This is a genomic window from Curtobacterium sp. MCBD17_003 (assembly GCF_003234885.2).
GTDB lineage: Bacteria > Actinomycetota > Actinomycetes > Actinomycetales > Microbacteriaceae > Curtobacterium.
This window is the reverse complement of record NZ_CP126275.1, coordinates 551,674-576,596: the sequence shown is the minus strand read 5'-3', so window position 1 is coordinate 576,596 and position 24,923 is coordinate 551,674. Positions and strand designations below refer to the sequence as shown.

Sequence of the window (24,923 nt, the reverse complement as noted above, 5' to 3'; positions counted from 1 at the left end):
AGGCACGTCCGAGCACGTGTGGAAGCGGATACGCTTTTACTTTGTGCATTCTCACGGCCTTTCGTTCCGAAGCCGCACCGCTTCTTCAACTGCTAACTCGAGCCGCTCGATGAACGTCCGGACAGAGAAACGTTGGGCATGTGACCGGATTGCGTCCCGGTCCCATAGTCGAGGGAATCCTCGCACTGCTTGCCGAATACTATCCACGTCGTCAGCGTCAATGAAGCGCCCTGACACTCCGTCCGAAGTCGAGTCGAGAAAGCCGCCCGCGCGTAGCACGAGTGAAGGCGTGCCAAACGCGTTCGCCTCGAGCGGAGTCAGCCCGAAGTCCTCGCGGGACACGGATACCAAGGCTCTCGCGTTCTCGTACAACCATCGGATTTCTGCATCTGAGACACGACCCACGCTTATCACGTTCGGCGGCAACGGTGCATGCCAGTCACCCACGATCACGAGAGGAAGGTCGGGCATCCCGCTCCAGGCGTCCACCAGCATGTCCGTGCCTTTATACCCCCGCGCTCTCGCGACCGTGAGGAAGAAATCGTTCGGAACGGCGACACGCTTCCGTGCTCCGTTCTCATCGATATCGATGGGGGGGTGAATAATTGAGGGGGTTACCCCGTATGCCTCTTGAATTCGAGTTGCTACCGCTCGCGAATTAGCAATGTAGGTCGTTGCAGTTGACGCAGCCTTTTTGTCCCACCTCATCAGCCATGGGGTCAACAGCCGAGCTAACCTCCGGACAACCGCTGGCTGATCGCGAAAATAATCCTCTGGTTGGTAAAGCCAGCGAGGTGGGTTATGGCAATAGACGACCTTCGCGGTACCGGCAGTAACACGGATCGCGTGCGACCAACCCGATGAACTACAGAGCACGGCGTCCGCATCCACTTTCCTCCGCCACGCCCACGCTAGGGGCAGGAGCGGAAGTGCTCGCCGGGGATCCTTCCGGAAGAACTTGAACCTGTTCAACCAGGATGGGCTGATTGAGATGTCGCGGTAGCCTGGAAACGATCCGTTCGGCTCATACAACGCGGTAAGAACGCTTCCGCTTCCGAGCCGCTGCGCTATCGATAGCGCGACTCGCTCAGCTCCACCCTTCTGGCTGATGTAGTCGTGTGCAATGCGGACACGCCTGTCCCTTGAGACCATGTCAGTACGCGCCTCGGGATGCAATCACTGCCCGCACAGTCCTCCAAAGGATTACCAAGTCACCTGTCGTGGACCAGTTCTCCACGTAGTAGAGATCCAAGCGGACGGAATCCTCCCAGGACAAGTCGGAGCGACCACTCACCTGCCACAAACCCGTTAGCCCCGGTTTGACCAGGAAGCGTCGATGGACGCGGGGGTCATACCGATCTACCTCACGCTGCAGCGGCGGTCGAGGGCCCACCAGCGACATGTTGCCGAGCAACACGTTGAACAGCTGCGGGAGCTCGTCCAGGCTGTACCGCCGCATGAACGAGCCAACGCGGGTCACGCGGGGGTCGTTGCGCATCTTGAACAGCACGTCGTTGCCCTCGGCGCGGTCGAGCTGGCTGACCTCCTGGATCCGGCTCTCGGCGTCGACGACCATCGACCGGAACTTGATCATCCGGAACGTCGAGCCGTTGAGGCCGACGCGCTCCTGCAGGAACAGCACCGGGCCCGGCGAGGTGACCTTCACGGCGATCGCGAGCAGCAGGAACACGGGTGACAGCACGATGACGAGCGCGGCGGCGATCACCAGGTCGAAGACCCGCTTGGTGTAGAGCTTGCGGCCCGAGTACGTCGGGGTCTCGACGTGGATCAGGGGCAGGCCCTGCACGGGGCGCGTGTGGATGCGGGGACCACCGATGTCGGTCAGGCTCGGCGCGACGACCAGGTGCTGTTGGCCGGGCTCGAGCGACCAGCTCAGCTCGCGCACGCGCTCGGGCGGCAGGTCGTCCGCGCTGGTGATCACGACGGTGTCGGCGTGCGTCGCGTCGAGCGCGTGCTGCAGGTCGTCGAAACCGCCGTAGGAGTGCAGGTCGGTACCCGGCAGGACGCCGACGAGTCCGGTGGAGACGGCCGCGCCGAGCACGCGGTAGCCGGCGGCCGGTTGGCGCTCGAGCTGCGCGGCGATGTGGCGGACGCTGGCGGGTGAGCCCACGAGCAGCACGCGGGCGGAGTACCGCCCCTGCTTGCGCTGCAGGATGAGCCACTGCCGCCACATCCACCGCGAGAACAGCAGCACCAGGATGCCGATGGGGAACGCGATGAGCACGTAGCCGCGGGCGAGCTCGAGGTGCAGCAGGAACGCGGCGATCGCGAACAGACCGAAGACGCGGATGCTCGAGTCCGCGACCAGGCGGTACTCGGTGCTGCCGACGCCGATCACGCGGTCGCCCCGGGTGTCGTAGACGCCGAGTGCGAGCGTCCACACCACGATCACGAACACCGAGATCCCGGTGTAGCTGAGCTTCAGGTCGTTCTCGTTCGACACGAGGTTGGAGCGCAGGCCGAGCCAGGCGATCTGCACGCCGAACACCACCCACGCCAGGATGAGGACGTCCGTGATCACCAGACGGCGCGCGAACGCACGACTCCAGCCCAACGTCGATGCGTCGGTCTGGAGGGCCGTCTCGCGTTCCGCGGTCATGGTCGCCGCCGCCTCCCGGTCACCACGTAGCGCCCCCGTCGGTCGACGTCAGCACCTGCGACCCGCTCCACACGGACACCCTGCTGTCGGTCTGGGCGATCGCCACGGCGCCACTCGTGGTCGTCGCGGGAGCGCACCCGGCGTGGGTCGGCTTCGACCCCGCGGCGGCGGCCGCCGTGGTGAGCGTGTCGACCTCGACGCCGTCGCACGTCGAGCGGCCGGTGCGTGCGACCGTGAACCCGCTGTCGGTGGGGGTGGCCGCGACGAGTCCGGAGACCGGCACCTGCACCCAGTCGTCGGCGGCGGTCTGCCGGACCGCCAGCACCCCGGGGCAGACGACCGCGGCGGTGGTGCCGCTCGTCAGGACCTGGGTCGGCGACGCACACGGCGAGGCGGACGTGCCCGACGACATGTGGATGCGCGAGTCGGCCGTCACGTAGTCGGAGACCAGAGCCGCATCGTCCGGGGCCCAGTACTCGCCGTCGGTGTACGACGACAGCGCGGTCTCGGCACAGCTGGCGCCGGTGCCGGCGACGATGCTCGTCTTGACGCTGCCGGCGTCGAGCCCGGCGACGGTGTGGACGTCGTACTGCGCGGTCGATCCCGCCTTCCAGGTCGCTCCGCCGTCCGTCGACCGTTCGACGACGGCGTCACCGCCGGTGCACGACCCGGACGTCGCGCGCCAGAGCTCCGAGGCGCTGACGGCGACGAGGAACCGCCGCTGACCGTCACCCGCAGCGGTCGGGGTCCCGGTGGCCGACGGGGTCGGGTCGGCGGTAGCGCTGGCCGAGGCCGAGGGACGAGCGGTGGGGGTCGCGGTCGCAGCCGGGACACTGCTGAACGTCGGGATCGGTGCTGCCTGGCCGTTGTCCCCGGGGGCGGTCCGCCCGAGCGCCACGGTCACCAGGAGCACGTCGACCACGACGAGCACCACGACCACGGCGGCCACCCAGACCAGCGCCTGTCGCGACACCGCGAAGCCCAGACGCCCCTTCCCCCCGTTCGAGCTCATCCCCGACTGCCCCCTGCTGTCGTCGAGTGGATCGCGGTCGTGATGGTCCCGACCGCCCCGGCGAGCACGTCGGCCACGCGCTCGTGGACCTCGGGCGACCGCCGGTACGGGTCCTCGACGTCGTCGTCAGCCGGGTCGGCCGGCGGCGGCACCATGCCGCGCGCGGCCGCGACCGTCGTGACGAGCGAGGCCAGGTCGGTCACGGCCTCCAGGTCCGCGGGCTCGAGCCCGCGCAGCACCCGCGCGAACTGGAGGATCGTGAACGTCCGCCGCGACGCCCGCGGCAACAGCGACACCACGGCGGCGCGGTGCGCCCGTTCCGCGGTCAGGATCAGGTCGGCGCCGGCGACGATGCGCTCCGTGAGGTACCGGGACCGGTGGTCGCTGGGGTCGCCTCCCAGCCGTTCCGACTGCACGGCGGCGGTGACGTCCATCGGCGCGCCGTCGTCGGCCATGGTCCCGGCGCTGGCGACGACGATGCCGGGCAGGTCGGCGAGCTGCGCGCGGAGCAGCTGCGCCGCCAGCGGAGACCGGCAGATGTTGCCGGTGCAGACGGTGAGGATCGTGAACGGACGGGCGGTCCCCTCCCCCGTCGTCATCAGTCCGCTTTCCGCAGCGGACCGACGCCGGCGCTGGGCTTGCGGGGGATCTCGGCCTCGTCCTCGTTGTCCAGCCCGTAGCCGTACGCGTAGCCGTACCGGCCGTAGCCGTAGGCACCCGGACCCTTGGTCGGCATCATCGTCAGGACGAACCCGGCGATCGGTGCCCCGACGTTCTCGAGCGTCGACGCGGCGCCGGCGAGCTGCGCCTTGTGGGTCTTGCCCGAGGCGACGGCGACGATCGCGCCGCTCGCCTTCTTCGACAGGATGGCCGCGTCGGTGACCGGGAGGAGCGGGGGCGCGTCGAACAGGATGTAGTCGTACTCCTGCTCGAGGCGCTCGATGAGCAGCTGCATGTTCCGCGAGCCGAGGAGCTCCGACGGGTTCGGCGGGATCGGCCCGGCGGGCATGACGCGCATCGCACCGCGACCCCAGGGCTGGGCGACGTCGTCGAGGTCGGCGCGGCCGATGAGCACGTCGGTCAGACCCGCGGCGCCCTCGACGTCCATGTACTGCGCGACCTTCGGCCGGCGCAGGTCGGCGTCGATGAGGATGACCTTGTACCCGGCGGTGTCGAGCGCGATCGCGAGGTTCGCGACGGTGGTGCTCTTGCCCTCGGATTCGACCGACGACGTCATGACGAACGTGCGCGCCGGGCCGTCGAGGTCGAGGAACTGCAGGTTCGTGCGGAGGGTGCGGAACGACTCGGCGCGCGGGCTGCGCGGGTCGGCCTGCACGATGAGCGGACGCGTCGCCGCCTTGTTGTCGAAGGCGATGCCACCGATGATCGGCTTGGTGCTGATGCGCTCGATGTCGGTCTCGGTGCGGACGCGGTTGTCGAGCGTCTCGCGGAGCACGGCCACGCCGACGCCGAGCGCCAGGCCGACGAGCAGGCCGAGGACGATGTTGACCGGCACGTTCGGGCTGACCGGCTTCGAGGGGACCTGAGCCTCCTTGACGCGGGTGAGCTTGACCGTGCTCTGGCCGTTCGCGTCCGTCGCCTCGATGTTCTGCACGACGTTCGTCAGGCTCGACGAGGTCGCGTTCGCGATGTCCGCCGCTCGCACCGGGTCGACGTCGGTCACGTTGATCGTGATGAGCGTGGTGCTCGTCGGGGCGTCGGCGCTGACGAGGCCGGCGAGCTGCTCGGCCGTCATGTGCAGGTGGAGCTTGGCGATGACCGGCAGGAGCACGATCGGCGTGCTCACGAGGTTCGAGTAGGTGACGACCCGCTGCTGCGTGAACGTGTTGCCCTGCGCCAGGTCGGACGCGCTGCCGCTCGTCTCGGTGGAGACGAACACCTGCGCCGACGCGGCGTACTGCGGCGTCTTCGCGATCGAGAACCCGGCCGCTGCTGCCACCCCCACGAGCGCGAGGATGAGGATCATCATCCAGCCCTTGCGTAGCACCGTGATGTAGTCGCGAAGCTCCACGCTCCAGCCTTCCCCGAACTGACGTCACCGATGCTCCTGATGCGTCGTGTGACAGCCACCGGTGAGGAAATAGTGCCATACCGATGAGGAGGGATCGGGTTCGTCATGCACATCGGGCTGGACCTGACCCCTACGGTGAGTGCATGAGCGCCGAAGAACCGACGATCGCTCCGCCGCGTCGCCGGAGTCTCCTGCCCCTCGGGATCGCGCTGGTCATCGTGATCGTGCTCGAGCGGATCGTGAGCAGCGCCGTGCAGCGGGGGTCGGTGCCGAGCGCTCCCGTGCAGCTCCTGCTGTCGGACCTGGCGTCGTGGGTGCCCCTCGTTCTGGGGGTGCTCTGGTACCTGCGCGACCGCGGCGCGACCTCGGTCGTCGATCGCCTGGGCCTCCGGATCAGCGTGTTCGACGTCTTCCCCGCCATCGCGATCGCCTGCCTGGCGCGGGCCGTGGACGGGTTCCTCAACCTGGCGATGTTCGACAGCACGGGGCTCAGCCCGCAGCCGGTGCTCGGCGGCGGGGTCCAGGTCGCGGTGCTCACGCTCACGGTGCTCGGCCCGTGCATCCTGTCGCCCGTGATCGAGGAGCTGTTCTTCCGCGGCACACTGCAGCCACTGCTCGCCGATCGGATCGGCGGCGAGGACGACCGACGGAGCAACCTCCGGCTCGCGACCGTCCTGGGCGTCGTGGGTGCCGCGGTGCTGTTCGCCGCGATGCACGTCCTCGTGGCGAACACCACGGTCGAGGGGGCGTTCGTCACCTTCGTGAGCACGTTCGTCCTCGGGCTGCTGCTCGGGACGTTCGTCGCCGTCACGAAGCGGCTCGGCGGCGCGATCCTCGCGCACGTCCTGTTCAACGCGATCGCGGTCGCGCTCACCTGGCCTCGGTGAACACGACCGCGATGCGGTGAGCATGGGCGCTCGATCAGTGGATGACCGGGTGCACGTGCTCGTACGCCAGCCACACGAGTGAGACCGACGACGCCGTGACGACGCCGAGCGTGGCCCACTGGTGCCAGGTCGCGCGGAAGCGGCCGTAGCGGTCGCGCTGCGCGGTGTGCTGCATGTGCCGGATCTGCGTACGGGAGTAGCGATTCTGGGCGCGGTTGTAGACGGGTTGCATGGTGGCCTTTCGGGTAGGAACCAAGCGGATTCGGGATTTCGGGTAGCCGAAGAATAACCCGAGATGCCCTCAGGGGCTAGTGCGGACGGGGCGACGCGGCGCCCGCCAGTGCGGCTGCGGGACCAGCCCAGCACCCGCCGGCACCGTCACGTGGTCCTCGCCGCGCTCGCAGAAGCAGGCGAGCAGGATCGGCGTGCCGTCGTGGAGCTGGTGGAACGTCTCGACGTGGGGCCGCGGCTGCCCGCCATCGCTCGTCGGCTGTGTCTCGTCCGGCATGGATCGATTCCCCCTGGTCCCCGACCACCTCGTCCGGAGCGGCGACACCGTGGTACTCCAACGAGGAACCGGGAAGCGCTCCTCGACCACCGCCCCGGACGGGTGTCCTCTACCCCGAGCGCAGACCCGAAACCGGCGCGGAGCGAGGTGCGACACATGTTGCCTGGTTCGGACACGTTCCACAAGTCGTTCGTCTGGCGAACCGGCCGGTGGCGGCCGGGCGGTGCCGCAGGGTCCTCGCCGCTCTGCTCGCCGATCCGGATACGGTGATGCGATGCACGACCAGCGATCGACGACCAACCACCGTCAGGAGCAGAAGGCGAACACCCGTGCCGCGATCCTGCGCGCCGCCGCGACGGAGTTCGCGACCCGGGGCTACGCCGGCACGAGCATCGCGAGCATCGCAGCGGCCATGGGCAAGCCGAAGTCAGCCGTGGGGCACCACCAGTTCGCTTCGAAGCAGCAGATCGCCGAGGCGATCGTCCGGCAGCAGCAGGAGACGTGGGCCTCGATGCGGGCGGAGGTCGAGCAGGCGACGCCGCCCGGACTCGGCCGGTTGCTGCGCCTCCTCATGACGGCGGCGCTCGACGCGCGCGAGCACCCGAGCGCACTCGCCGCAGTGCGCCTCCTGGCCGACCAGCGTGCGAACGGGATCACCCTGCCGCGCTCGACGGTGCCGTGGCGGGCGTACGTGGCTGAACAGTTCCAGATCGACATCGACGCCGGACGGATCCCGTCCGACCGCCCCGCCGAGGAACTCGCGCGACGGCTGCTCAACGCGAGCTTCGGTGTGTTCGACGCCGAGAGCCGCGGACTCCAGGCCATCGACACCGAAGCGGCACTCCGGGCGCTGTGGGCGGACCTCCTGGCCGGGGTCGGCGTGACGGACGTCGACGCCGTGCTCGAGCAGGTCGGCGCGGTGGACGCCGCGCCCCCCGCCTGACGCGCCGATCCGACTGCGGCCCGACCGCGGACGGGCGGTCGCACGACCGCAGGACCACCCGTCCGCGCGACCGCCGACCGCACCACCGGCCGGGACGACGAACGCCCCCGCTGCCGGAGCAGCGAGGGCGCGAGGCCGTCGATCGTGGAGCGCTCGAGCTCAGCGGATCGGGCGGATGACGTTCGGGAGCATGAGGTGCAGGTGCTCCGAGAGCTTGGCCTGGGCGTCCTCGAGCGAGGCGTAGTCGCCGATGTACTGGCCGAAGGTGTCCGACGCGAAGTAGTGGGCGCCCTGCTTGTCGACCGTGCCGCCGTAGTAGCCGCCGTAGCTCGCGACCCAGAGGCCCTTGTCCGCCTCGGTCCACGTGATCTGCGCGCGGGTCACCTGGCCGGCGGCTGCGGCTTCCGCCTCGAGGATCGCGATGGTGTCCACGGTGTCCGTGTCCAGGGTGACGTCGGAGTGGGAGATGGTCATGCTCATGTCGCGGCCTCGCTTTCCTTCGGGGTACGTCTGCGGTACTCCTCCACCGTACGAACCACGGGTCCGAGCGCGCCAGTCGAGCCCGTGATCTCCCGGGATCCTCGGAGCAGCAGGCAAGGCGAGGCCCGGATTCACGGGTCACGCATGACTCCCGCTATCCCCCGCGTTGGGGTACAGGGGTACACACGCGTCACACCGAGGCGGCCCTGGCACCTGCGACTCCCGACACCCCGGCCCCTGGTGATCGATGGGAACACCTGGTCGAATGACTCCCACCCCCGACCGTCAGGAGGACGAGTGCACGCCGGAGACCTGTCAGCCGCGCTGTGGAACGAGCGCGCGCTGCTCGAACGCCTCGTCGGCGCGACCCGGACCGCACGCCCCGCAGCCGAGTGCGACGCCGTCCTGGAGGACCTCCGTGCCGCCCGCCTCGTCCGTGACGTCCACCTCGCCACCGTCCTCCGCGATCTGCACCGCGCCGAGGATGCGGGCCTGTCCGCGTTGCTCGAGCCGGGCCTCCCGGCCCCGTGGGACCTGATCCTGCCCGAGCACGTGACCGCGATCCGAGCGCTGGCGGCCGAGATCGACGCGCAGGAGCGCGGGCGCCCCGGTGCCGCCCCCGCACGATGGCCGGCGTTCGCGGCCGCCGCCGGCTACCGCTGACGCCCGGGCGGCCGGCCACCGGCCACCGGCCAACCGGCGTCCGGCCGCTCCCCCGAACCGCGAGATCGCAGTCGTTGCCGCTTCGACCGGGGTCGTACCGGCAACGACTGCGATCTCGTGGGAGAGAAGGGGCGCCACCGGCCTCGGCCGGCGCCCCGGCCGCCGGCGCCGGCCGGAGGGGGCGCCGCGGCGTCGGCTACTCGGCGCCGAGGAGGTCGTGGCGCACGACGATGGCGTCACGGCCGGGGCCGACCCCGATCGCGGAGATGCGGGCGCCCGACATCGCCTCGACCGCGAGCACGTAGTCCTGCGCGTTCTTCGGCAGGTCGTCGAAGCTCCGCGCGCCCGAGATGTCCTCGGACCAGCCGGGGAACTCCTGGTACACGGGCACGGCGTGGTGGAAGTCCGACTGCGACACCGGGACCTCGTCCATGCGCTCGCCGTCGACCTCGTACGCGACACAGACCGGGATCGTCTCGAGGCCCGTCAGGACGTCGAGCTTCGTGAGCACGAAGTCCGTCACGCCGTTGATCCGAGCCGAGTACCGGGCGATCGGGGCGTCGTACCAGCCGCAGCGGCGCGGCCGTCCGGTCGTCGTGCCGAACTCGAACCCGTTCGCACGGAGGAACTCCCCCGACTCGTCGAACAGCTCGGTCGGGAACGGGCCGGCGCCGACCCGGGTCGTGTACGCCTTGACGATGCCGATGACGCGTTCGATGCGGCCGGGACCGATGCCGGAACCCGTGGCGGCGCCGCCCGCCGTGGCGGAGGACGACGTGACGAACGGGTACGTGCCGTGGTCGACATCGAGCATGGTGGCCTGGCCGGCCTCGAAGAGGACGGTGTCGCCGCGCTCGAGCGCCCGGTGGATCTCGAGCGCCGTGTCGGTCACCATCGGGCGGAGCCGGTCGGCGAACGACAGGAGCGACTCGACGACCTCCTCCGCCTCGATCGCCCGGCGGTTGTAGACCTTGACCAGCAGGTGGTTCTTCTGCTCGAGCGCGGCCTCGACCTTCTGCCGGAGGATGTTCTCGTCGAAGATGTCCTGGATCCGGATGCCGACGCGGTTGATCTTGTCGGCGTAGGTCGGCCCGATGCCCCGGCCGGTCGTGCCGATCTGCCGCTTGCCGAGGAACCGCTCGGTCACCTTGTCGATGGTCCGGTGGTAGTGCGTGATGACGTGGGCGTTCGCCGACACCCGCAGCTTCGAGACGTCGACCCCGCGGGCCCGGAGCGCGTCGAGCTCCTGGAACAGGACCTCGAGGTCGACGACGACGCCGTTGCCGATGACCGGCGTGACGCCCGGCGTGAGGATGCCCGAGGGCAGCAGATGCAGGGCGTACTTCTGTCCGTCGACCACGACCGTGTGCCCGGCGTTGTTGCCGCCGTTGAACTTGACGACGTAGTCGATGCGGCTGCCGAGGAGGTCGGTGGCCTTCCCCTTGCCCTCGTCCCCCCACTGGGCTCCGATGATCACGACTGCGGGCATGTGGTTCTCCTCACGTCTGCGGAGGACCGGGCCCGACCGAGCGGCCGGTGGTCCACCCGAGTCTATCGGCCTCCTGTCCCCCGTTACCCGGGGTGTCGGGCAGCGCCGTTCCGGCACCGTCCCGGCGCGGACACCTGCGAGCAGCGACGTCCCGGGCGTCGTCCGACAGCCGCGTCGTCGAGAGCAGGCGGTTGATCGCCGTGGTCGTCGGGATCGGGCAGCGGTGCTTCAGGCGGTGAGGGCCGCGGCCTCGTCGAGGACCCGGCGGACGTTCTCCGGATCGTGGGCGAAGCGCCCGAGGAACAGGCCGTCCACGCTCGGGTGGAGCCGTCCGAGCAACCCCGGGCCCGCACTCCCCCCGTAGACGATCGGCGTGCCCGCGAGCGCTCCCGGCAGTCCGTCGCGCAGGGCGTCGACGGTCGCCGTGACGTGGGACGCTGGGGCCGGTTCCGCGGCACCGATCGCCCAGACCGGCTCGTACGCGATCATGAGCGGTCCGGTCGTGGCGGCGCGGACCTGCTCGAGGCACCACGCGGCGGCCTCCCGCGGGTCGCACCGCGTCGTCTCGCCGACGCACAGGAGCGGGGTGAGCCCGGCCTCCTGGGCGACGGCGACCTTGGCCGCGACCACCGCGTCGGTCTCGCCGTCGGCGCGACGCTCGGCGTGCCCGATCTCGGCCATCGTGACCCCGAGCTCGGCGAGCAGGGGCGCGCCGGTCTCGCCGGTGTGGGCGCCCTCGGCGTAGCGGCTGACGTCCTGCGCGGCGACGCGGACCCGGGTGCCCGCAGCGAGCCGGACGGCGGACTCGAGCAGCGGCGTCGAGGGCGCGACGAACAGCGCCACGCGGCCGTCGACCACGCCGGGGTGGTCCCGAGCGAGCTCGGTGACGCGGCCGAGCCAGTCGAGGGACTGGCGGTACGACAGGTAGAGCTTGGTGCTGATGCCGATGTGGATGGTCACGAGCCCAGTGAACGCGATGACCGGCGGAGACGCTGGGAACGCTCTCCGCAGCCGGGAGGAACGTGGGCACCCGACGTCCGGGGCAGTGGATCCCGGGCGGGCTGGAGCACTCGGAAGGAGCACGACATGGCAGACCTCGGCGACAAGGCGAAGGACTTCGCGGACAGCGACAAGGGCGAGAAGGCGACCGACGCGGGCCTCGACAAGGCGGCCGGCGCGGCTGACAAGGCCACCGGCGGCGGACACTCCGACCAGATCGAGAAGGGCGAGAAGGCCGCCGACGACAAGATCGGCAACTGACCCCGCTCCACCGACACGACGACGGCACCCGTTCCCTGTGGACCGGGTGCCGTCGTCGTCAGGGAGACCGGGTGCCGACTCGTCAGGGGACGGGTGCCGCCCCGTCAGGGAGGCTCGGGGCCGGTGGCTCCGTCGCCGGCGGGACCTGCTGCCGGTGCCTCAGTCGCCCTCGGGGTGCGGGACGCCAGCGCGGAAGTCCGGTGTGCCGTCGGCGTGGACCGGCGTCGCGCCCGAGAGCTTCCGGGCGCCCTCACGGAGCCGCTCGACGAACGCGGGGTCCTCGGGCTCGAGCTCGTCGTCCGGGGCGTCGTCGACGACGATCTCGCTGGCGGGTCCGATGAGCAGCGTCGCGTACGCGACCGATCCGTGGTCGTCGAAGGTCGGGACGTGCACGGTGTCCGTACCACCGGCCGCGCCGAGGGCCGCGGCGTACTCGATCACGGCGTCGGCGATCTCGCTCCCCGTCATGACCGCGGTGCTGTCGTAGTGGATGTACTTCATCGCTCCTCCTGCATCCTGCCGACCAGTGAAACACCGGCTCCCGGAGCGCGTTCACGTCCTGTCCAGGGAACGAGACGAACGCGCGTCCCGGCCGGGTCCCGGGACGACGACGGCACCCGCTCCGGTCAGGAGGGGTGCCGTCGTGGGCCGAGCGCGGGACGGACCCGCGGGGCGCTCAGGCCTGGAAGAAGTCCGCGTAGCTCGGGTCGAGCGGACGGCGCAGCTTCGACGTGCCCGAGACGCGGGCCTCGACCATGGCGGCGAGGGCGTCCGGCGGCGTCAGGCCACGGCGGCGCCACTCGATGGGGTTCTGGCGCAGGCTGGCGAGGGTCTCACGGTCGAGCATTGATGGCCTCCTGGTCGAGGAAGAGTTGGCGCATGTCGATTGGTTGCGTCGGGGGGAACGCGTCGACCGCGTGGGGCCCCTCGGGATTGCGCCGGTTCGTCATGGGTCGAGCATGGCATCGAAACACTAGGCCGTCTAACTACTTGTCCACCTTGCGCATCCTTTGCGTCAGAGCATCCCCTAGACGCGGGCCAAGGCCTCCGGAGGGCCGCAGAACGAACTCCGAGCCGCGTTGCGCAGCCGATCGCGATCCGCCACCCCGATGTTGCACAGCACTGTGCACGTTCGTAGGCTGATCCCATGCCCTCGAGGAGTCCGCGACGCGACGCAGCCGAGAACCGGACCGCGCTCGTCGACGCCGCCCGCACGGTCCTCCAGGCCGACCCCGACGGTTCGATCGAGACCATCGCCGCGGCGGCGGGCCTGTCGCGCCGCGCGGTCTACGGACACTTCCCCACCCGTGAGGACCTGGTCGACGAGGTCGTCACGGGCGGCGCGCGCCGGATCCTCGGCACGATGCCCGCGGCGGCCGAGCTCGCACCGCTCCTGCCCGACGTCCGCATCGCGACCATCGCCGCCGCGCTCTGGGCCGAGGTGGCCGACGTCCGCTCCCTGGCCCGGATCGCCCTGCACGGACCCTCGGTCGACCGCATCGCGTCGGTGTTCGCCCCGCTCCGCGCCGCCGTGCTCGACGCCTGCGCCGACGGCGTCCGGGCCGGGCTCTTCCGCGACGACGTGCCCGTCGAATCGCTCGCGCGCCTCGTCGAGGGCGCCTGCATCGCCGTGCTCGACGAGGCCACACGCGCCGGCACGAGTCCCGCCGACGGGCACCGCATGGTCGTCGTGTCCGCACTCGGCATGGCAGGGCTGGACTGGAGGTCCTCCCTCCATGTCCTCGAGACCGTCCCGCCGCGGACACCCATCGTCGCACCCGCACCCGCATCCGCATCCAGACCCGTCACCCCGGAGCCGCCCGCATGATCCTCGAACTCGACGCCCTCGCGATCGGCAGCGGGCCCGGCGCCCCACTGCCCCCGGTGTCCGCCGTCGCCGAACCCGGTCGCCCCGGGCTCGTCGCCGTCGAGACCGAGCAGACCCCCGTCGTGGCGTCACTCGTCGCCGGCGGCCGGATGCAGCCCGACGCCGGCCGCCTGCTCGTCGACGGTGTCGAGGACCCGGCCCGCGTCCGCCGGACGGTCGCCCTCGTCGACACACCGACCGTCGCCGAGCCCTTCGCCGTCATGACCGTGCGCCGCATCGTCCGCGAGGAACTCGCCTTCGCCGGACGCCACACCGGCCGCGACGCCGTCACGACCGTGCTCGACGAACTCGACCTGACCGAGTGGGCCGACACCCCGATCGAACGCGTCCCGACCGCGCCGCGCATCCGCCTGCTCGTCGAGCTCGCACTGCTGCGCGACGGCGTCGAGGGGCTCGTCGTGACCACCCCCGAGCGCCACGGCGGGTCCGTGGCGGACTGGTTCGCGGTCCTCCAGAACGTCGCCGACCGCGGCATCGCCGTCCTCGTCATCGCCTCGGCGGCGGCCGTCGAGACCATCACCGCCATCATGCAGCGGAGCCAGCCACGAGCGGGAGGCACGGCGCACGACGGACGCGCACCGTCCCTCCCGGCCGCATCGCCAGCCGCACCCGCACCCGCACCCGCACCCGCACCCGCACCCGCACCCGCAGCGTCCACCCAGGGGAGCACCCGTTCGTGACCACACCCGCACTCGTCCGCGCTGAACTCGGCCGGCTCACCGCGACCCCCCTCGCCCGCGTCGCGTTCATCGCGCTCATGATCGTGCCGCTGCTGTACGGCGGGCTGTACCTGTGGGCGAACCAGAACCCGTACGCCAAGCTCGACCACGTCCCCGCCGCGCTCGTCGTCAACGACACCGGGGCGACCGTCGACGGCCACCACGTCGACTACGGCGAGCAGGTGGCGAAGCAGACCGTCCGCGACGGCTCGTTCGACTGGACCGTCACGTCGGCGTCGGCCGCCACCTCCGGCATCAAGTCCGGCCGCTACGACTTCGTGGTCACGATCCCCGCGGCGTTCTCCCGGGACCTCGCGAGCGCCTCGGACAGCGACCCGCAGCGCGCCGAGCTCGTCATGACGACGAGCGACGCCAACTCCTACCTCGCGTCGACGATCGCGGAGCAGGCCGGCAAGACCATGCGCACCTCGGTGTCCGAGCAGGTCGGCAAGCGAGCCGCCAAGACCCTGCTCGTCGGGCTCGCGGACATCCGGACGAACCTGCTGCCGGCCGTCCGGGGCAGCGGGTCACTCGCGTCCGGTCTCGGGACGGCCGAGTCGGGCGCCCAGCAGCTCGCGGCGGGGACGGGGAAGCTCTCCTCCGGGGCGTCGCAGCTCGCGTCGGGTACCGCCGACCTGCCGTCGCAGACCGCCGCGCTCGCCTCGGGCGCGTCACGGGTGGCCTCCGGCTCGGCCTCGGTCGCGTCGGGCGCCGCGTCCCTGGACGGCGGGCTCGACCAGCTCCGGTCCCAGACGGCCTCGCTGCCGTCGTCGACGCAGCAGCTCGCGACCGGTGCCGCACGGGTCGCCGCCGGCAACCAGCAGCTCGCCACCACGTTCGACCCCGTGTTGAACGGCGTGGCCGCGCTGTCGCCCACCACCCTGCTGACGCAGATCCAGGCCGCCCTGCCCGCCGACGCCGCCCTGACACCCGCGCAGCAGGCCGCGATCGCCGCCGCGCTGCAGAACTCCACGCTCCAGCAGCAGATCACCGGCCTGCAGCAGCAGAGCGCCACGCTCCGCACCCAGCTCGACCAGCTCGCCTCCGGGTCCGCCCAGGTGTCGTCCGGCGCGGCCTCGCTCGCCACCGCGACCCCCACGCTGACGAACGGCATCGCACGGCTCGACGACGGCGCCGGCACGCTGTCCTCCGGTGCCGCCCAGGTCTCGAGCGGCGCCGCGGCCGTGTCCTCCGGGGCATCGGCCCTGGCGAAGGGCGCCACGACCCTGTCCTCGGGCGCGTCGTCCCTCGCCGCCGGGGCAGCCACGGCCGATGCCGGCGCGACGTCCCTGGCGTCCGGGCTCGACACCCTGCACGCCGGCGCAGTCGAGCTGCACACGTCGCTCAAGTCCGGTCGGAACGACATCCCCGCATCGAACGCCTCGACCCGGAACGCGCAGGCGTCGGTCATCTCGGACCCGGTGCGCGTCGCCGACCAGGACATCGCCAACGCCGGGACGTACGGCGCGGGGCTCGCCCCGTTCTTCATCTCGCTCGCGGCGTGGATCGGCATGTACGCGCTGTTCCTGATCCTGCGGCCGATCTCCCGCCGCGCGATCACCGCCGTCCGGAAGCCCCTGCCGATCACGCTCGGCGCCTGGCTCACCCCGGCGCTGCTCGGCCTCGTGCAGATGCTCGCGCTGTTCGCGATCGTGCGGTTCGCGCTGGGGTTCGGCGTGGAGCACGTCGCGGGCACGATCGCCGTGATGGTCCTCGCGTCGGTCACCTTCGCCGCGATCATCATGATGCTCAACGTGCTGCTCGGGTCCGTCGGGCAGTTCCTCGGGCTCGTGCTCATGCTCATCCAGCTCGTCACCGCGGGCGGGACCTTCCCGTGGCAGACGCTGCCCGCGCCGCTCGCCGCACTGCACTTCGCCCTGCCGATGAGCTACTCGGTCGACGCGATCCGGCAGCTCATGTACGGCGGCTCGGTGTCCGCTGCGTGGTCGGACTCGGGCGTGCTCGCCTGCTGGCTGCTCGGGGCACTGGTGGTCACCGCGCTCGTGGCCGGGCGGCAGAGTCGGTTCCGGACGCTGCGGGACCTGCGGCCGAGCCTGATCGGGTAGGCCGGGGCTCCGAGCGACGGGGCCCTCGGGTCACGGGGCCTCGGGTCAGGGGGCCGGCTCGCCCAGGGGCTGCGTCGCCATGCTCCCCCCGAGCCACCGCATCTCCTCGTCGGGCATCGCGGCGAACTCCTCGTCCGACAGCACCGCGGCCGCGTCGTCGACCGGGCGGAACCCGATCCGCTCCCCCGCCGTCAGGTCGACCTGCGAGCCGCTGTTCCGGGAGGTCGCCCACACCACGTGGTGCCCCGGCTCGGTCAACCCGACGGTGACCTCGACGAGGCGCGCGAGGTCGTCCGCAGACGTCCACACCCACCGCGCCCGTCGGGAGTGCGGACGCTCGGGCGCGAACGCCGCGATCCGGGCCGAGACGATCGACATCTCGAAACGGTCGACGAACAGGCTCCCGAGGAGTTCCATCACGGCCTTCGACACCCCGTAGTACGAGTCCGGGCGGGGCAGCCGGTCGCCGGGGACACTGCTCGGGGCGTCGTGCTCCTCGGCGACGAACCCGACGGCGTGGATCGAGCTCGCGAGCAGCACGCGGAGCACCCCGTTCGCCGCGGCGACCTCGAGCACGTCCTTGGTCCCGGTCATGTTCGTCGCGACGATGTCGTCCCAGGTGGCCTCGGTCGGGATGCCCGCGAGGTGCACGACCGTGTCGACGCCGATCATCGCGGTCTCGAGCGCGGCGCGGTCGTGGAGTTCCCCCGGCACGAAGCGCTCCCCGTCGCCCACCGGTGGGTCGGGCTCGCGCGCGTCGAACAGCACGAGGGAGTGTCCGGCCGCCAGGAGCCTCGGGCGCAGCGCCGACCCGATGCGTCCCGCGGCCCCGGTGATGAGCAGCGTCGCCATGCGTCGACACTACGGCCGGGAGGCCCACCACGGCCCAGGCGAGCACGCGCCGGTCGTCGCCGGGTGCTGTCGCCGACGCCGCTGCACCCTCCCCCGGTGTCGAACCGGGTACGGGACGTTGAACCCGGTACGGGCGTTGAACCGGGTACGGGACATTGAACCGGGGCATTCAGCGGTGCGACGTGCATTCGCGCGGTGCAACCCCGCGCCGCGGGTCAGCCCGCCGGTCGACGCTCGCTGCCGGGCAACACCCCGTGCTGCACGATCCACGCGTGCATGACGATCGCCGCCGCGGCCGAGGCGTTGATGCTCCGGGTCGACCCGAACTGCGTGATCTCGAGGGACCGGTCCGCGCCGGCGAGGGCCTCGGGCGAGAGCCCCGGCCCCTCCTGCCCGAACAGGAACACGCACCGCTCGGGCACGGCCGCGGTCTCGATCGACTCGGCGCCGGGCAGGTTGTCGATCGCGACGACCGGTCGCCCCTCGTCCCGCATCGCCGCGAGGAACGTCGCCACGTCGGGATGGTGCACCACGTGCTGGTACCGGTCGGTCACCATCGCCCCGCGTCGGTTCCAGCGCCGCCGTCCGATGATGTGCACCGTGCCGGCGAGGAACGCGTTCGCACTCCGCACGATCGACCCGATGTTGAGGTCGTGCTGCCAGTTCTCGATCGCCACGTCGAACCCGTGCCGACGGGTGTCGAGGTCGGCGACGATCGCCTCCATCCGCCAGTACCGGTAGGCGTCGACGACGTTGCGGGTGTCACCGTGCTGCAGCAGCTCGGGGTCGAGCCGTGGGTCGTCGGGCCACGGTCGGGGGTGGGGCCCGACCCCGTGGGTGGTGTGCTCGTGCGACGGCGGGAGGACGGGGGCCGGGGCTGCGTCGGGGACAGCAGCGGGGCCTCCCGGCCGGACGGGGACGTCGGGTGCCGGGGCGTCGTCGGTCACCAGTCGAGGATACGGCGGCCGGGAGGCACGGGTCCGGTGCGCGGGCGCGTTCCCGCACCGAGCGGGCGGCCGGGAGGCGCGGCTCGGGTCCGCGTGCTCGATCCCTCACCACGTGGCCGGGCTGGCACTCCGCCCACAGGCAGCCGTGAGCCCGACGGGTGGTCGAGGCTGCGACGGTATGGTGAAGCGGCCCGCTGGGCGGCGGGACCGGACTCCGACGAGAGGGACGCATGGGATCGCGCGACGAGGTCGAGGCGTGGCTCACCGACATGGACGGCGTGCTCGTGCACGAGAACCACGCGCTCCCCGGGGCGCCCGAACTCGTGCAGCAGTGGCTCGACACCGGGACGCCGTTCCTCGTGCTGACGAACAACTCGATCTTCACGCCGCGTGACCTCAGCGCGCGGCTCCGACGGTCCGGTCTGAGTGTGCCGGAGGACCGCATCTGGACCTCGGCGCTGGCGACGGCCGACTTCTGCGCGTCGCAGATGCCCGGCGGTTCCGCGTTCGTGATCGGCGAGGCCGGCATGACGACTGCCTTGCACGAGGCCGGGTTCATCATGACCGAGACCGCGCCGGACTACGTCGTCGTCGGCGAGACCCGGAACTACTCGTTCGAGGCCATCACGAAGGCCGTGCGACTCATCCGCGACGGCGCCCGGTTCATCGTCACGAACCCGGACGCCACCGGTCCGAGCGCCGAGGGTGTCCTGCCCGCGACGGGCGCCATCGCCGCGATGATCTCGAAGGCCACGGGCAAGGAGCCCTACGTGGTCGGCAAGCCCAACCCGATGATGTTCCGCTCGGCGATGAACCGCATCGGGGCGCACTCCGAGAACACGGGGATGATCGGCGACCGGATGGACACCGACATCGTGGCGGGCATCGAGGCCGGGCTGCACACCATCCTGGTGATGAGCGGCATCAGCGACATGTCCGAGGTCGAGCGGTACCCGTTCCGTCCGAACGAGATCCTGTCGGGCGTGCACGAGCTCGTGACGCAGACCCCGTACGAAGTGGAGATGTAGGGGCTGCTCGGGTGGTTCCCTCCGCGTCCCGGCCCCGGGGGAGGGCCGTTACAGCTAGCCCAGGGCCACGGGCTCGGCGTCGGACGCGGGGCCCGACGGCGGCGGCCCCTCGGACACCGGACCCGACGGCGGCGGCCCATCGGCGGCGTGCGGTGAGACGGCCGCCGGGACCTCGAACGCCGAGCGTGGTGGAACGTGCTTCCAGCGCTGCGCGAGGCGCCGGGGCCGATCGGTGTGCAGCGCGACGAACGCGGCAGCGACGACGCCGAACACGAGGATCCCGAAGGTCAGCAGCCCGAGGAACCCGACGACGGGCAGCGGCACACTCGTCCCCGCGGCTCCGGCACCGATCACGCCGAAGTCCCAGACCGCGTGCAACAGCATCGGCACGAGCAGGGTCCGGGTGAGCCGCCGCGCGATGTACAGCACGGACCCGAACGCGGCCGCGAACACCACCTGTTCGATCGTGGTCCCGAGGCCCTGTCCGGCGAGGGCGTTGAGCAGGTGCAGGCAGCCGAACACCGCCGAGGACACCATCCACACCCAGAGTTCCGGCAGGCGACGGCGGAGCCCGACGAGCAGGACGCCGCGGGCCATGGTCTCCTCGAAGAACCCGACGAGCAGCGTCGCCAGTCCGAGCAACAAGAAGTAGGCGAGGGGGCGGCCGTTCCAGGCGACGGTGGCGAGCCTCCCCGCCTCGATGAGGAGGATGACGATCGGCGCGACGGCCGCCCATCCGGGGGCTCCGCGACGCAGGTCGATCGTGCCGATGCGCCACCAACCGAGTCCGGTCACGACGAGGGCGAGCGCGACGGCGGCGATCGCCTCGGGCACGAGCAGGGCGGTGACCACGCTCGGGATCGTCAGGCCGACCCGCTCGTAGTCGTCACCGGGCCGGGCACGGATGACCTCGATCGTCGCGAACACCACGACCGGCGCGATGCCGACCAGGAGGGACGGGGGGACGCGCGGACGCCTGCGCTCCGTCGACCGTTCGCGCACGCCGCTCCCCCGCTCCGGGCGTCCGGGCGCGCCCTGCAGGGAGCGTACATCGCCGCTCCGGCACCGCGTCGGCTCCCGGAGGGTTCGATGGGACCATGGCGTCCCTCCCGTTCTGGCTGCTCGTGCTCGTGTTCGTGGCGGGGTCCGCCGTCATCTGGGTGGCGGGCATCCAGCTGTCGAAGACCACCGACGTGCTCGACGACCGCCTGCACCTCGGGAGCGCGCTCGGGGGCCTCATCGTGCTCGCCCTCGCGACGAACCTGCCCGAGATCGCGATCACGGTGAGCGCCGCGTTCTCCGGCTCGATCGAGGTCGCGGCCGGGAACATCCTCGGCGGCATCGCGCTGCAGACCGTCGTCATCATGATCATCGACGCGTTCGGCAAGCGCGGGAAGGGCGTCAAGCCGATCACCTACCGTGCCGCGTCGCTCGGACTCGTGCTCGAGGCGATCGTCGTCGTCGCCGTGCTCGCGGTCGTCATCGCAGGGAGCCAGCTGCCCTCGAACCTGCTGTTCGCCCGGCTGACCCCGGACGTGGTCCTCATCGCCGCGATCTGGGTCGTCGGCCTGCTCCTCGTCCAGCGGGCGAGCAAGAGCCTGCCGTGGCACGACAACGGCACGGCCCCCGACAGCTCGCCGCACGCGACCGGGCACCGCCGCTCCAAGCCGAAGCCGCCGCCGATGGGCACCGCGAAGGCCGCGGTCATCTTCGCGGTGTCGGCCGCGGCGACGCTCGTCGCCGGTGTCGCGGTGGAGCAGGCGGGCGATGCGGCCTCGGGGCAGATCGGCCTGTCGGGCGTGCTGTTCGGCGCGACCGTCCTGGCCCTGGCGACGAGCCTGCCGGAGATCTCCACGGGCCTCCAGGCCGTCAGGCAGGGCGACGACAACCTGGCGATCAGCGACATCTTCGGCGGGAACGCGTTCCTGCCGGTGCTGTTCCTCGTCGCGACCGTGATCAGCGGCAAGGCGGTGCTGCCGCAGGCGAACGCGAGCGACATCTACCTGACGGCGATCGCCGCGCTGCTCACCCTCGTCTACGCGGTCGGGCTCGTGTTCCGGCCACAGAAGCGGATCATCGGCATGGGGATCGACTCGTTCGTCGTGCTCGTGCTGTACCTGATCGGGGTGGGCGGACTCATCGCGATCTCCGTCGGCTGAGGATCCGTACCGGTCCCGGAGCGACTCGGAGGCCCGAGGCATAGCCTCGCGGCATGACCCGCATCGGCACCAGTGACCTCCACGTCTTCCCCCTCGCCCTCGGCGGCAACGTCTTCGGTTGGACCGCGGACGAGCAGACCTCGCACGACGTCCTCAGCGCGTACGTCGACGGCGGCGGGAACTTCATCGACACCGCCGACGTCTACTCGGCGTGGGCCCCGGGCAACTCGGGTGGTGAGTCCGAGACCGTCATCGGATCGTGGCTCGCGGCGACGGGCAAGCGCGACGACGTCGTGATCGCGACGAAGGGCTCGCAGCACCCGGAGTACCAGGGCCTCGCAGCGGACACCGTCGCCGCGGCCGCCCGTGCCTCGCTGCAGCGCCTCGGCACCGACCGCATCGACCTCTACTACGCGCACTTCGACGACCAGGACACCCCGCTCGAGGAGACCGTCCGCGCGTTCGACCAGCTCGTCAAGGACGGCATCGTCCGCTTCACCGCGATCTCGAACTACTCCGTCGACCGCGCCCGCGAGTGGATCCGGATCGCGCAGGAGAACGGCCTCGCCGAGCCGGTCGCGATCCAGCCGCACTACAACCTCGTCAAGCGGCAGCCGTACGAAGCCGAGCTCGCACCGTTCGTGCACGAGACCCACCTGGGCGTCGTGCCGTACTTCGCGCTCGCCGCCGGGTTCCTGACGGGCAAGTACCGCACTCGCGAGGACATCGCGGGCAAGGACCGCCAGGGGCAGCTCGAGGGGTACTTCTCGGACGAGGGGTTGCGCGTGGTCGACGCCCTCGCCTCGGTCGCCGAGGCGCACGACGCCCCGATCGCGTCGGTCGCGCTCGCCTGGCTGCAGACGCGACCCGACGTCGTCGCGCCGATCGCGAGCGCCCGGAACCTCGAGCAGCTGCCGGCGCTCCTCCGGTCCGCCGAGCTCGTGCTGACGGCCGACGAGATCGCCGCGCTCAGCGACGCGTCGGCCGCCGTGCCCGCCTGACCCGGGACCGATCGGACGACGGACGGGAGGCACGGTACCAGCGGGTGCCGCGCCTCCCGTCCGTCGTGTCGGAGGTCCGAAGGGTCGGTGCGAGCGGGTGCCGCGCCTCCCGTCCGGCGCGCGGGGGCAGCGCGGCGGCGATCACGGTCAGGCCGAGGGCGCGAGCGAACTCGTCAGTGGCTGTCCCGACGACCGCGAGGCGAAGCAGTAGTAGTAGCGGTCGCCCGCGTTCCACTCGCTCTGGTCCGCCGGGTACGCGCCCTGGACCTGTAGGTCCGTGTAGGCGGCCGCGGCGCCGAGGTCGATCGCACTGGTCGCGCTGCACAGTTCGGTCATCTGACCGCGTAATGCGTCGGGCCCGGGGTAGCTGGACTGGGTCAGCGTGCCGCGGAACGTCATCTGCGCAGCGTGGGCGGCCGAGCAGTCGACGACCGTGAAGATCTGTGCCCACGCGTTCTCGTACGGTGACAGGCACTCGCCGCCCGCGAGGTCGCGCCACGAGTGCTGCCCCACCGACGCCGCCGTGGTGGCGAACACCGCCGTGGCCGAAGGAGCCGGCGCGGGCGTCGAGGACGTCGACCGGGTCGACGCCGCGGCCGGTGACCGTGACGCCTTCGGCGACGACGTGGAGGACGGAGCCGGCGCCGGCTGGTTCTGCGGGTCGCCGCCGAGGATCCACCGCACGACGAGGAACACGAGCACGAGCAACACGATGATGATCGCGATCGCGCCGTACACGAGCAGCTGCTTGCCCCGACGACCCTGCGCGGCGAGGCGCCCGAAGCCCTCGTTGAGGAGGTTGTCGCCGCGGCCGTCCCCCCGCCCGACCGGCACGGCACCACGAGCCCTCTGACCCGGGAGCGCCGAGCCGGAGGAACGACCGGCGCCGGCCGGAGCGGCACCAGGAGCGCCGGTCGGAGGAGCACCGGGAGCACCGACGACGGGCATCATCCGCGTGCCCGTGTCCCCGACGCGACCGGCGGCGGAGTCGGCGTGGTCGTCGCCGAGGGCAACGTCGTCCTCGACCCCGTCGACGGCGCGGAGTGCGCCCGTGCCGAACAGCGCGTTGATCGCCCGGGTGTCACTGGTCTCGCGGCCGTCCCACTCGGTCTGGTCGACGACGTCCGCGGGTCCGGTCTCGACGACGTCCGCGGGGCCGGTCTCGGGGCCGGTCTCGTGCGCCCAGGCCATCGCCTCCGGCCCTTGCTCGGGACGGGGACGGCGGTCGTCCGGCACGTGCGCCGATCGGTCGGTGCCGAGCAACGCGTCGAGGTCCTGGCCGACGGCCGGAGGCAGGTGGGCCGGGTAGACCTGCTCGGGGTGGGCCGGATCCACGGGCGACACCAGGGGCGGCGCGGCCGTGGGTGGGAGCGGATCGGCGGCGCGCGAGGGGCTCTCGGGCACGACTGCGGGGCCGGTCTCGGGCTGCGCCCACCAGGGCAGCGCAGCGGTGGGGGTGTCGACGCCGGAGTCGTCCGTGTCGCGCTCGGCGGCGTCTGCCGTGTCGACGACGGGCTCCGCGGTGTCGGATCCCGCAGGGACGCCCTCGGGGGCGTCGTGCTGCGCCGGGATGGCCGCCGTGACCTCGGAGTGCGCGGACTGCGCGGTCAGCGCGGAGCCCGCCTCGGCGGCGTCCGATCCCGCATCGTCGTCGGACAGGGACCAACGCGTGGGCCGGGAGCCCGCTGCGGGGGCAGGGACGGCAGCGGCAGGAACGGGAGCAGCGGAGGCAGCAGGGGCAGCTGCAGGTCCGTCGACGACCGCGGCACGGCTCGCCTCGGCGTCGACATCACCAGCACGGTCAGCGCCGTCGGCATCACCGGCATCGGCGTCGCGGTCGGCGTTCGTGCCCTCGTCGTCGGCACCACCGAGCGCGGCCCAGTCGAAGCGCGAGTCGTGGTCGGACGTTCCGGCGCCCGCTGCCTCGTCGCCCGGCAGGCGCAGCAGATCGGTGAAGCTCGGCCGCTCCTCGCCGCGGGGCAACCGGGCGCGGACACCCGCGACGGGCGGCTCCGTCGGTGCGGCCGCGGGCGGGATCACGTCGTCGCGCTCCGACGGGAGGCTCGGGGCCACCCCCGTCGCTCGGCCGAGCCAGTCGACGTCCTCACGGCCGGTGCCGTGCGGGTCGACCCGACGGCGCTCCTCGTCGATCGCGCGGACCTCCTCGGCGCGCTGATCCCGAGTGGACCGTGCCGTGGGCAGCCGCAGGGAGCTCGGGTGGGACACCGCCCGGGCAGGGGTCGCAGGTGGAGCAGGCGGCTCCGGCGCAGCAGGCGGCTCTGGGGCAGCAGGCGGCTCCGGCGCAGCAGGCGGCTCCGGCGCAGCAGGCGGCTCCGGCGCAGCAGGCGGCTCCGGCGCAGCAGGCGGCT

The 24,923-nt window shown here is 71.6% G+C and carries 26 protein-coding genes; 10 read left to right on the top strand and 16 right to left on the bottom strand.

Translation table 11 applies throughout. The features are described from left to right. Window positions 1–51: 51 nt before the first annotated feature. From DEI88_RS16440 to DEI88_RS02840, 5 genes are read right to left on the bottom strand one after another with little or no spacing between them, the layout of a single operon-like run. Window positions 52–1,152, bottom strand: coding sequence for a glycosyltransferase (locus DEI88_RS16440; protein WP_111035469.1), 1,101 nt, complete (start codon window positions 1,150–1,152; stop codon window positions 52–54). 1 nt (window position 1,153) lies between these two features. Then, window positions 1,154–2,620 carry a sugar transferase gene (locus tag DEI88_RS02855; protein ID WP_111072720.1) on the bottom strand — a complete coding sequence of 489 codons (1,467 nt, stop codon included), beginning with the start codon at window positions 2,618–2,620 and terminating at the stop codon, window positions 1,154–1,156. A 19-nt stretch (window positions 2,621–2,639) separates the two neighbouring features. Further along, window positions 2,640–3,632 (bottom strand): hypothetical protein, encoded by a 993-nt coding sequence (locus DEI88_RS02850; protein WP_111072719.1) that lies wholly within the window; start codon window positions 3,630–3,632, stop codon window positions 2,640–2,642. Continuing rightward, complete coding sequence (locus tag DEI88_RS02845) at window positions 3,629–4,231, bottom strand: arsenate reductase/protein-tyrosine-phosphatase family protein (RefSeq protein ID WP_111072718.1); 603 nt, start codon at window positions 4,229–4,231, stop codon at window positions 3,629–3,631. Before DEI88_RS02845 ends, DEI88_RS02850 begins: the two co-directional genes overlap by 4 nt. Next, complete coding sequence (locus DEI88_RS02840; protein WP_111012280.1) at window positions 4,231–5,664, bottom strand: tyrosine-protein kinase domain-containing protein; 1,434 nt, start codon at window positions 5,662–5,664, stop codon at window positions 4,231–4,233. Before DEI88_RS02840 ends, DEI88_RS02845 begins: the two co-directional genes overlap by 1 nt. A gap of 143 nt (window positions 5,665–5,807) precedes the next feature. Here DEI88_RS02840 and DEI88_RS02835 point away from each other — a divergent pair, with 143 nt between their 5' ends. Beyond that, a complete protein-coding gene (locus DEI88_RS02835) occupies window positions 5,808–6,551 on the top strand; it encodes a CPBP family intramembrane glutamic endopeptidase (RefSeq protein WP_181436030.1) in 744 nt (247 codons plus the stop codon). A gap of 34 nt (window positions 6,552–6,585) precedes the next feature. Here DEI88_RS02835 and DEI88_RS02830 read toward each other — a convergent pair whose 3' ends face one another. Together DEI88_RS02830 and DEI88_RS02825 are read right to left on the bottom strand one after the other, a co-directional pair. Beyond that, window positions 6,586–6,783: a hypothetical protein gene (locus DEI88_RS02830; protein WP_111011311.1), complete on the bottom strand. Its 198-nt coding sequence runs from the start codon at window positions 6,781–6,783 to the stop codon at window positions 6,586–6,588. Window positions 6,784–6,852: 69 nt separating this feature from the next. Beyond that, entirely contained in the window at window positions 6,853–7,059 is a 207-nt protein-coding gene (locus tag DEI88_RS02825) for a hypothetical protein (protein ID WP_111035464.1), read from the bottom strand. A 274-nt stretch (window positions 7,060–7,333) separates the two neighbouring features. Between DEI88_RS02825 and DEI88_RS02820 the strand changes: the two genes are divergently transcribed. After that, the gene (locus DEI88_RS02820) at window positions 7,334–8,002 is read left to right on the top strand and encodes a TetR family transcriptional regulator (protein WP_181434605.1); all 669 of its coding nucleotides are present in this window, start codon (window positions 7,334–7,336) and stop codon (window positions 8,000–8,002) included. 159 nt (window positions 8,003–8,161) lie between these two features. On the opposite strand, the gene DEI88_RS02815 is transcribed toward DEI88_RS02820, so the two are convergent. Next, window positions 8,162–8,482, bottom strand: coding sequence for a hypothetical protein (locus DEI88_RS02815; RefSeq protein ID WP_111011314.1), 321 nt, complete (start codon window positions 8,480–8,482; stop codon window positions 8,162–8,164). A 297-nt stretch (window positions 8,483–8,779) separates the two neighbouring features. Here DEI88_RS02815 and DEI88_RS02810 point away from each other — a divergent pair, with 297 nt between their 5' ends. Next, window positions 8,780–9,145, top strand: coding sequence for a hypothetical protein (locus tag DEI88_RS02810; protein WP_111035462.1), 366 nt, complete (start codon window positions 8,780–8,782; stop codon window positions 9,143–9,145). 196 nt (window positions 9,146–9,341) lie between these two features. Here DEI88_RS02810 and DEI88_RS02805 read toward each other — a convergent pair whose 3' ends face one another. Both DEI88_RS02805 and DEI88_RS02800 read right to left on the bottom strand, forming a co-directional pair. Next, window positions 9,342–10,634: an adenylosuccinate synthase gene (locus DEI88_RS02805; RefSeq protein WP_111011316.1), complete on the bottom strand. Its 1,293-nt coding sequence runs from the start codon at window positions 10,632–10,634 to the stop codon at window positions 9,342–9,344. A 228-nt stretch (window positions 10,635–10,862) separates the two neighbouring features. Beyond that, the gene (locus DEI88_RS02800) at window positions 10,863–11,594 is read right to left on the bottom strand and encodes a triose-phosphate isomerase family protein (RefSeq protein ID WP_258371889.1); all 732 of its coding nucleotides are present in this window, start codon (window positions 11,592–11,594) and stop codon (window positions 10,863–10,865) included. 126 nt (window positions 11,595–11,720) lie between these two features. On the opposite strand from DEI88_RS02800, the gene DEI88_RS02795 reads away from it, so the two are divergent. Continuing rightward, the gene (locus tag DEI88_RS02795; protein ID WP_111035461.1) at window positions 11,721–11,894 is read left to right on the top strand and encodes an Rv0909 family putative TA system antitoxin; all 174 of its coding nucleotides are present in this window, start codon (window positions 11,721–11,723) and stop codon (window positions 11,892–11,894) included. 159 nt (window positions 11,895–12,053) lie between these two features. Here DEI88_RS02795 and DEI88_RS02790 read toward each other — a convergent pair whose 3' ends face one another. Continuing rightward, window positions 12,054–12,395, bottom strand: a complete 342-nt coding sequence (locus DEI88_RS02790; protein ID WP_111035460.1) for a hypothetical protein — start codon at window positions 12,393–12,395, stop codon at window positions 12,054–12,056. A 175-nt stretch (window positions 12,396–12,570) separates the two neighbouring features. Continuing rightward, entirely contained in the window at window positions 12,571–12,741 is a 171-nt protein-coding gene (locus DEI88_RS02785; RefSeq protein ID WP_181434603.1) for a hypothetical protein, read from the bottom strand. A 300-nt stretch (window positions 12,742–13,041) separates the two neighbouring features. Between DEI88_RS02785 and DEI88_RS02780 the strand changes: the two genes are divergently transcribed. The 3 genes from DEI88_RS02780 to DEI88_RS02770 are packed head-to-tail and all read left to right on the top strand — an operon-like array spanning window position 13,042 to window position 16,567. Then, window positions 13,042–13,722, top strand: coding sequence for a TetR/AcrR family transcriptional regulator (locus DEI88_RS02780; protein WP_111035459.1), 681 nt, complete (start codon window positions 13,042–13,044; stop codon window positions 13,720–13,722). Then, window positions 13,719–14,462 carry a P-loop NTPase family protein gene (locus DEI88_RS02775; protein ID WP_146246121.1) on the top strand — a complete coding sequence of 248 codons (744 nt, stop codon included), beginning with the start codon at window positions 13,719–13,721 and terminating at the stop codon, window positions 14,460–14,462. The genes DEI88_RS02780 and DEI88_RS02775 overlap by 4 nt, the downstream gene beginning before the upstream one ends. Continuing rightward, on the top strand, window positions 14,459–16,567 hold the full coding sequence (locus DEI88_RS02770; protein ID WP_146246120.1) for a YhgE/Pip domain-containing protein: 2,109 nt from the start codon (window positions 14,459–14,461) through the stop codon (window positions 16,565–16,567). Before DEI88_RS02775 ends, DEI88_RS02770 begins: the two co-directional genes overlap by 4 nt. Before the next feature lie 45 nt (window positions 16,568–16,612). Here DEI88_RS02770 and DEI88_RS02765 read toward each other — a convergent pair whose 3' ends face one another. Together DEI88_RS02765 and DEI88_RS02760 are read right to left on the bottom strand one after the other, a co-directional pair. After that, on the bottom strand, window positions 16,613–17,419 hold the full coding sequence (locus DEI88_RS02765) for an NAD-dependent epimerase/dehydratase family protein (protein ID WP_111048947.1): 807 nt from the start codon (window positions 17,417–17,419) through the stop codon (window positions 16,613–16,615). 215 nt (window positions 17,420–17,634) lie between these two features. Beyond that, window positions 17,635–18,366 carry a TrmH family RNA methyltransferase gene (locus DEI88_RS02760; protein ID WP_284183584.1) on the bottom strand — a complete coding sequence of 244 codons (732 nt, stop codon included), beginning with the start codon at window positions 18,364–18,366 and terminating at the stop codon, window positions 17,635–17,637. A 230-nt stretch (window positions 18,367–18,596) separates the two neighbouring features. Between DEI88_RS02760 and DEI88_RS02755 the strand changes: the two genes are divergently transcribed. After that, window positions 18,597–19,394 (top strand): HAD-IIA family hydrolase, encoded by a 798-nt coding sequence (locus DEI88_RS02755; protein WP_111012270.1) that lies wholly within the window; start codon window positions 18,597–18,599, stop codon window positions 19,392–19,394. 54 nt (window positions 19,395–19,448) lie between these two features. Here the strand turns inward: DEI88_RS02755 and DEI88_RS02750 are convergent, their stop codons facing one another. After that, entirely contained in the window at window positions 19,449–20,396 is a 948-nt protein-coding gene (locus DEI88_RS02750; RefSeq protein ID WP_111072851.1) for a CPBP family intramembrane glutamic endopeptidase, read from the bottom strand. Window positions 20,397–20,491: 95 nt separating this feature from the next. Between DEI88_RS02750 and DEI88_RS02745 the strand changes: the two genes are divergently transcribed. Both DEI88_RS02745 and DEI88_RS02740 read left to right on the top strand, forming a co-directional pair. After that, window positions 20,492–21,553: a sodium:calcium antiporter gene (locus DEI88_RS02745; RefSeq protein WP_111011658.1), complete on the top strand. Its 1,062-nt coding sequence runs from the start codon at window positions 20,492–20,494 to the stop codon at window positions 21,551–21,553. Window positions 21,554–21,606: 53 nt separating this feature from the next. Further along, window positions 21,607–22,554 (top strand): aldo/keto reductase, encoded by a 948-nt coding sequence (locus DEI88_RS02740; RefSeq protein ID WP_111072850.1) that lies wholly within the window; start codon window positions 21,607–21,609, stop codon window positions 22,552–22,554. A 147-nt stretch (window positions 22,555–22,701) separates the two neighbouring features. Here DEI88_RS02740 and DEI88_RS02735 read toward each other — a convergent pair whose 3' ends face one another. Continuing rightward, complete coding sequence (locus DEI88_RS02735; protein WP_146246131.1) at window positions 22,702–24,780, bottom strand: septum formation family protein; 2,079 nt, start codon at window positions 24,778–24,780, stop codon at window positions 22,702–22,704. Window positions 24,781–24,923: the final 143 nt, after the last annotated feature.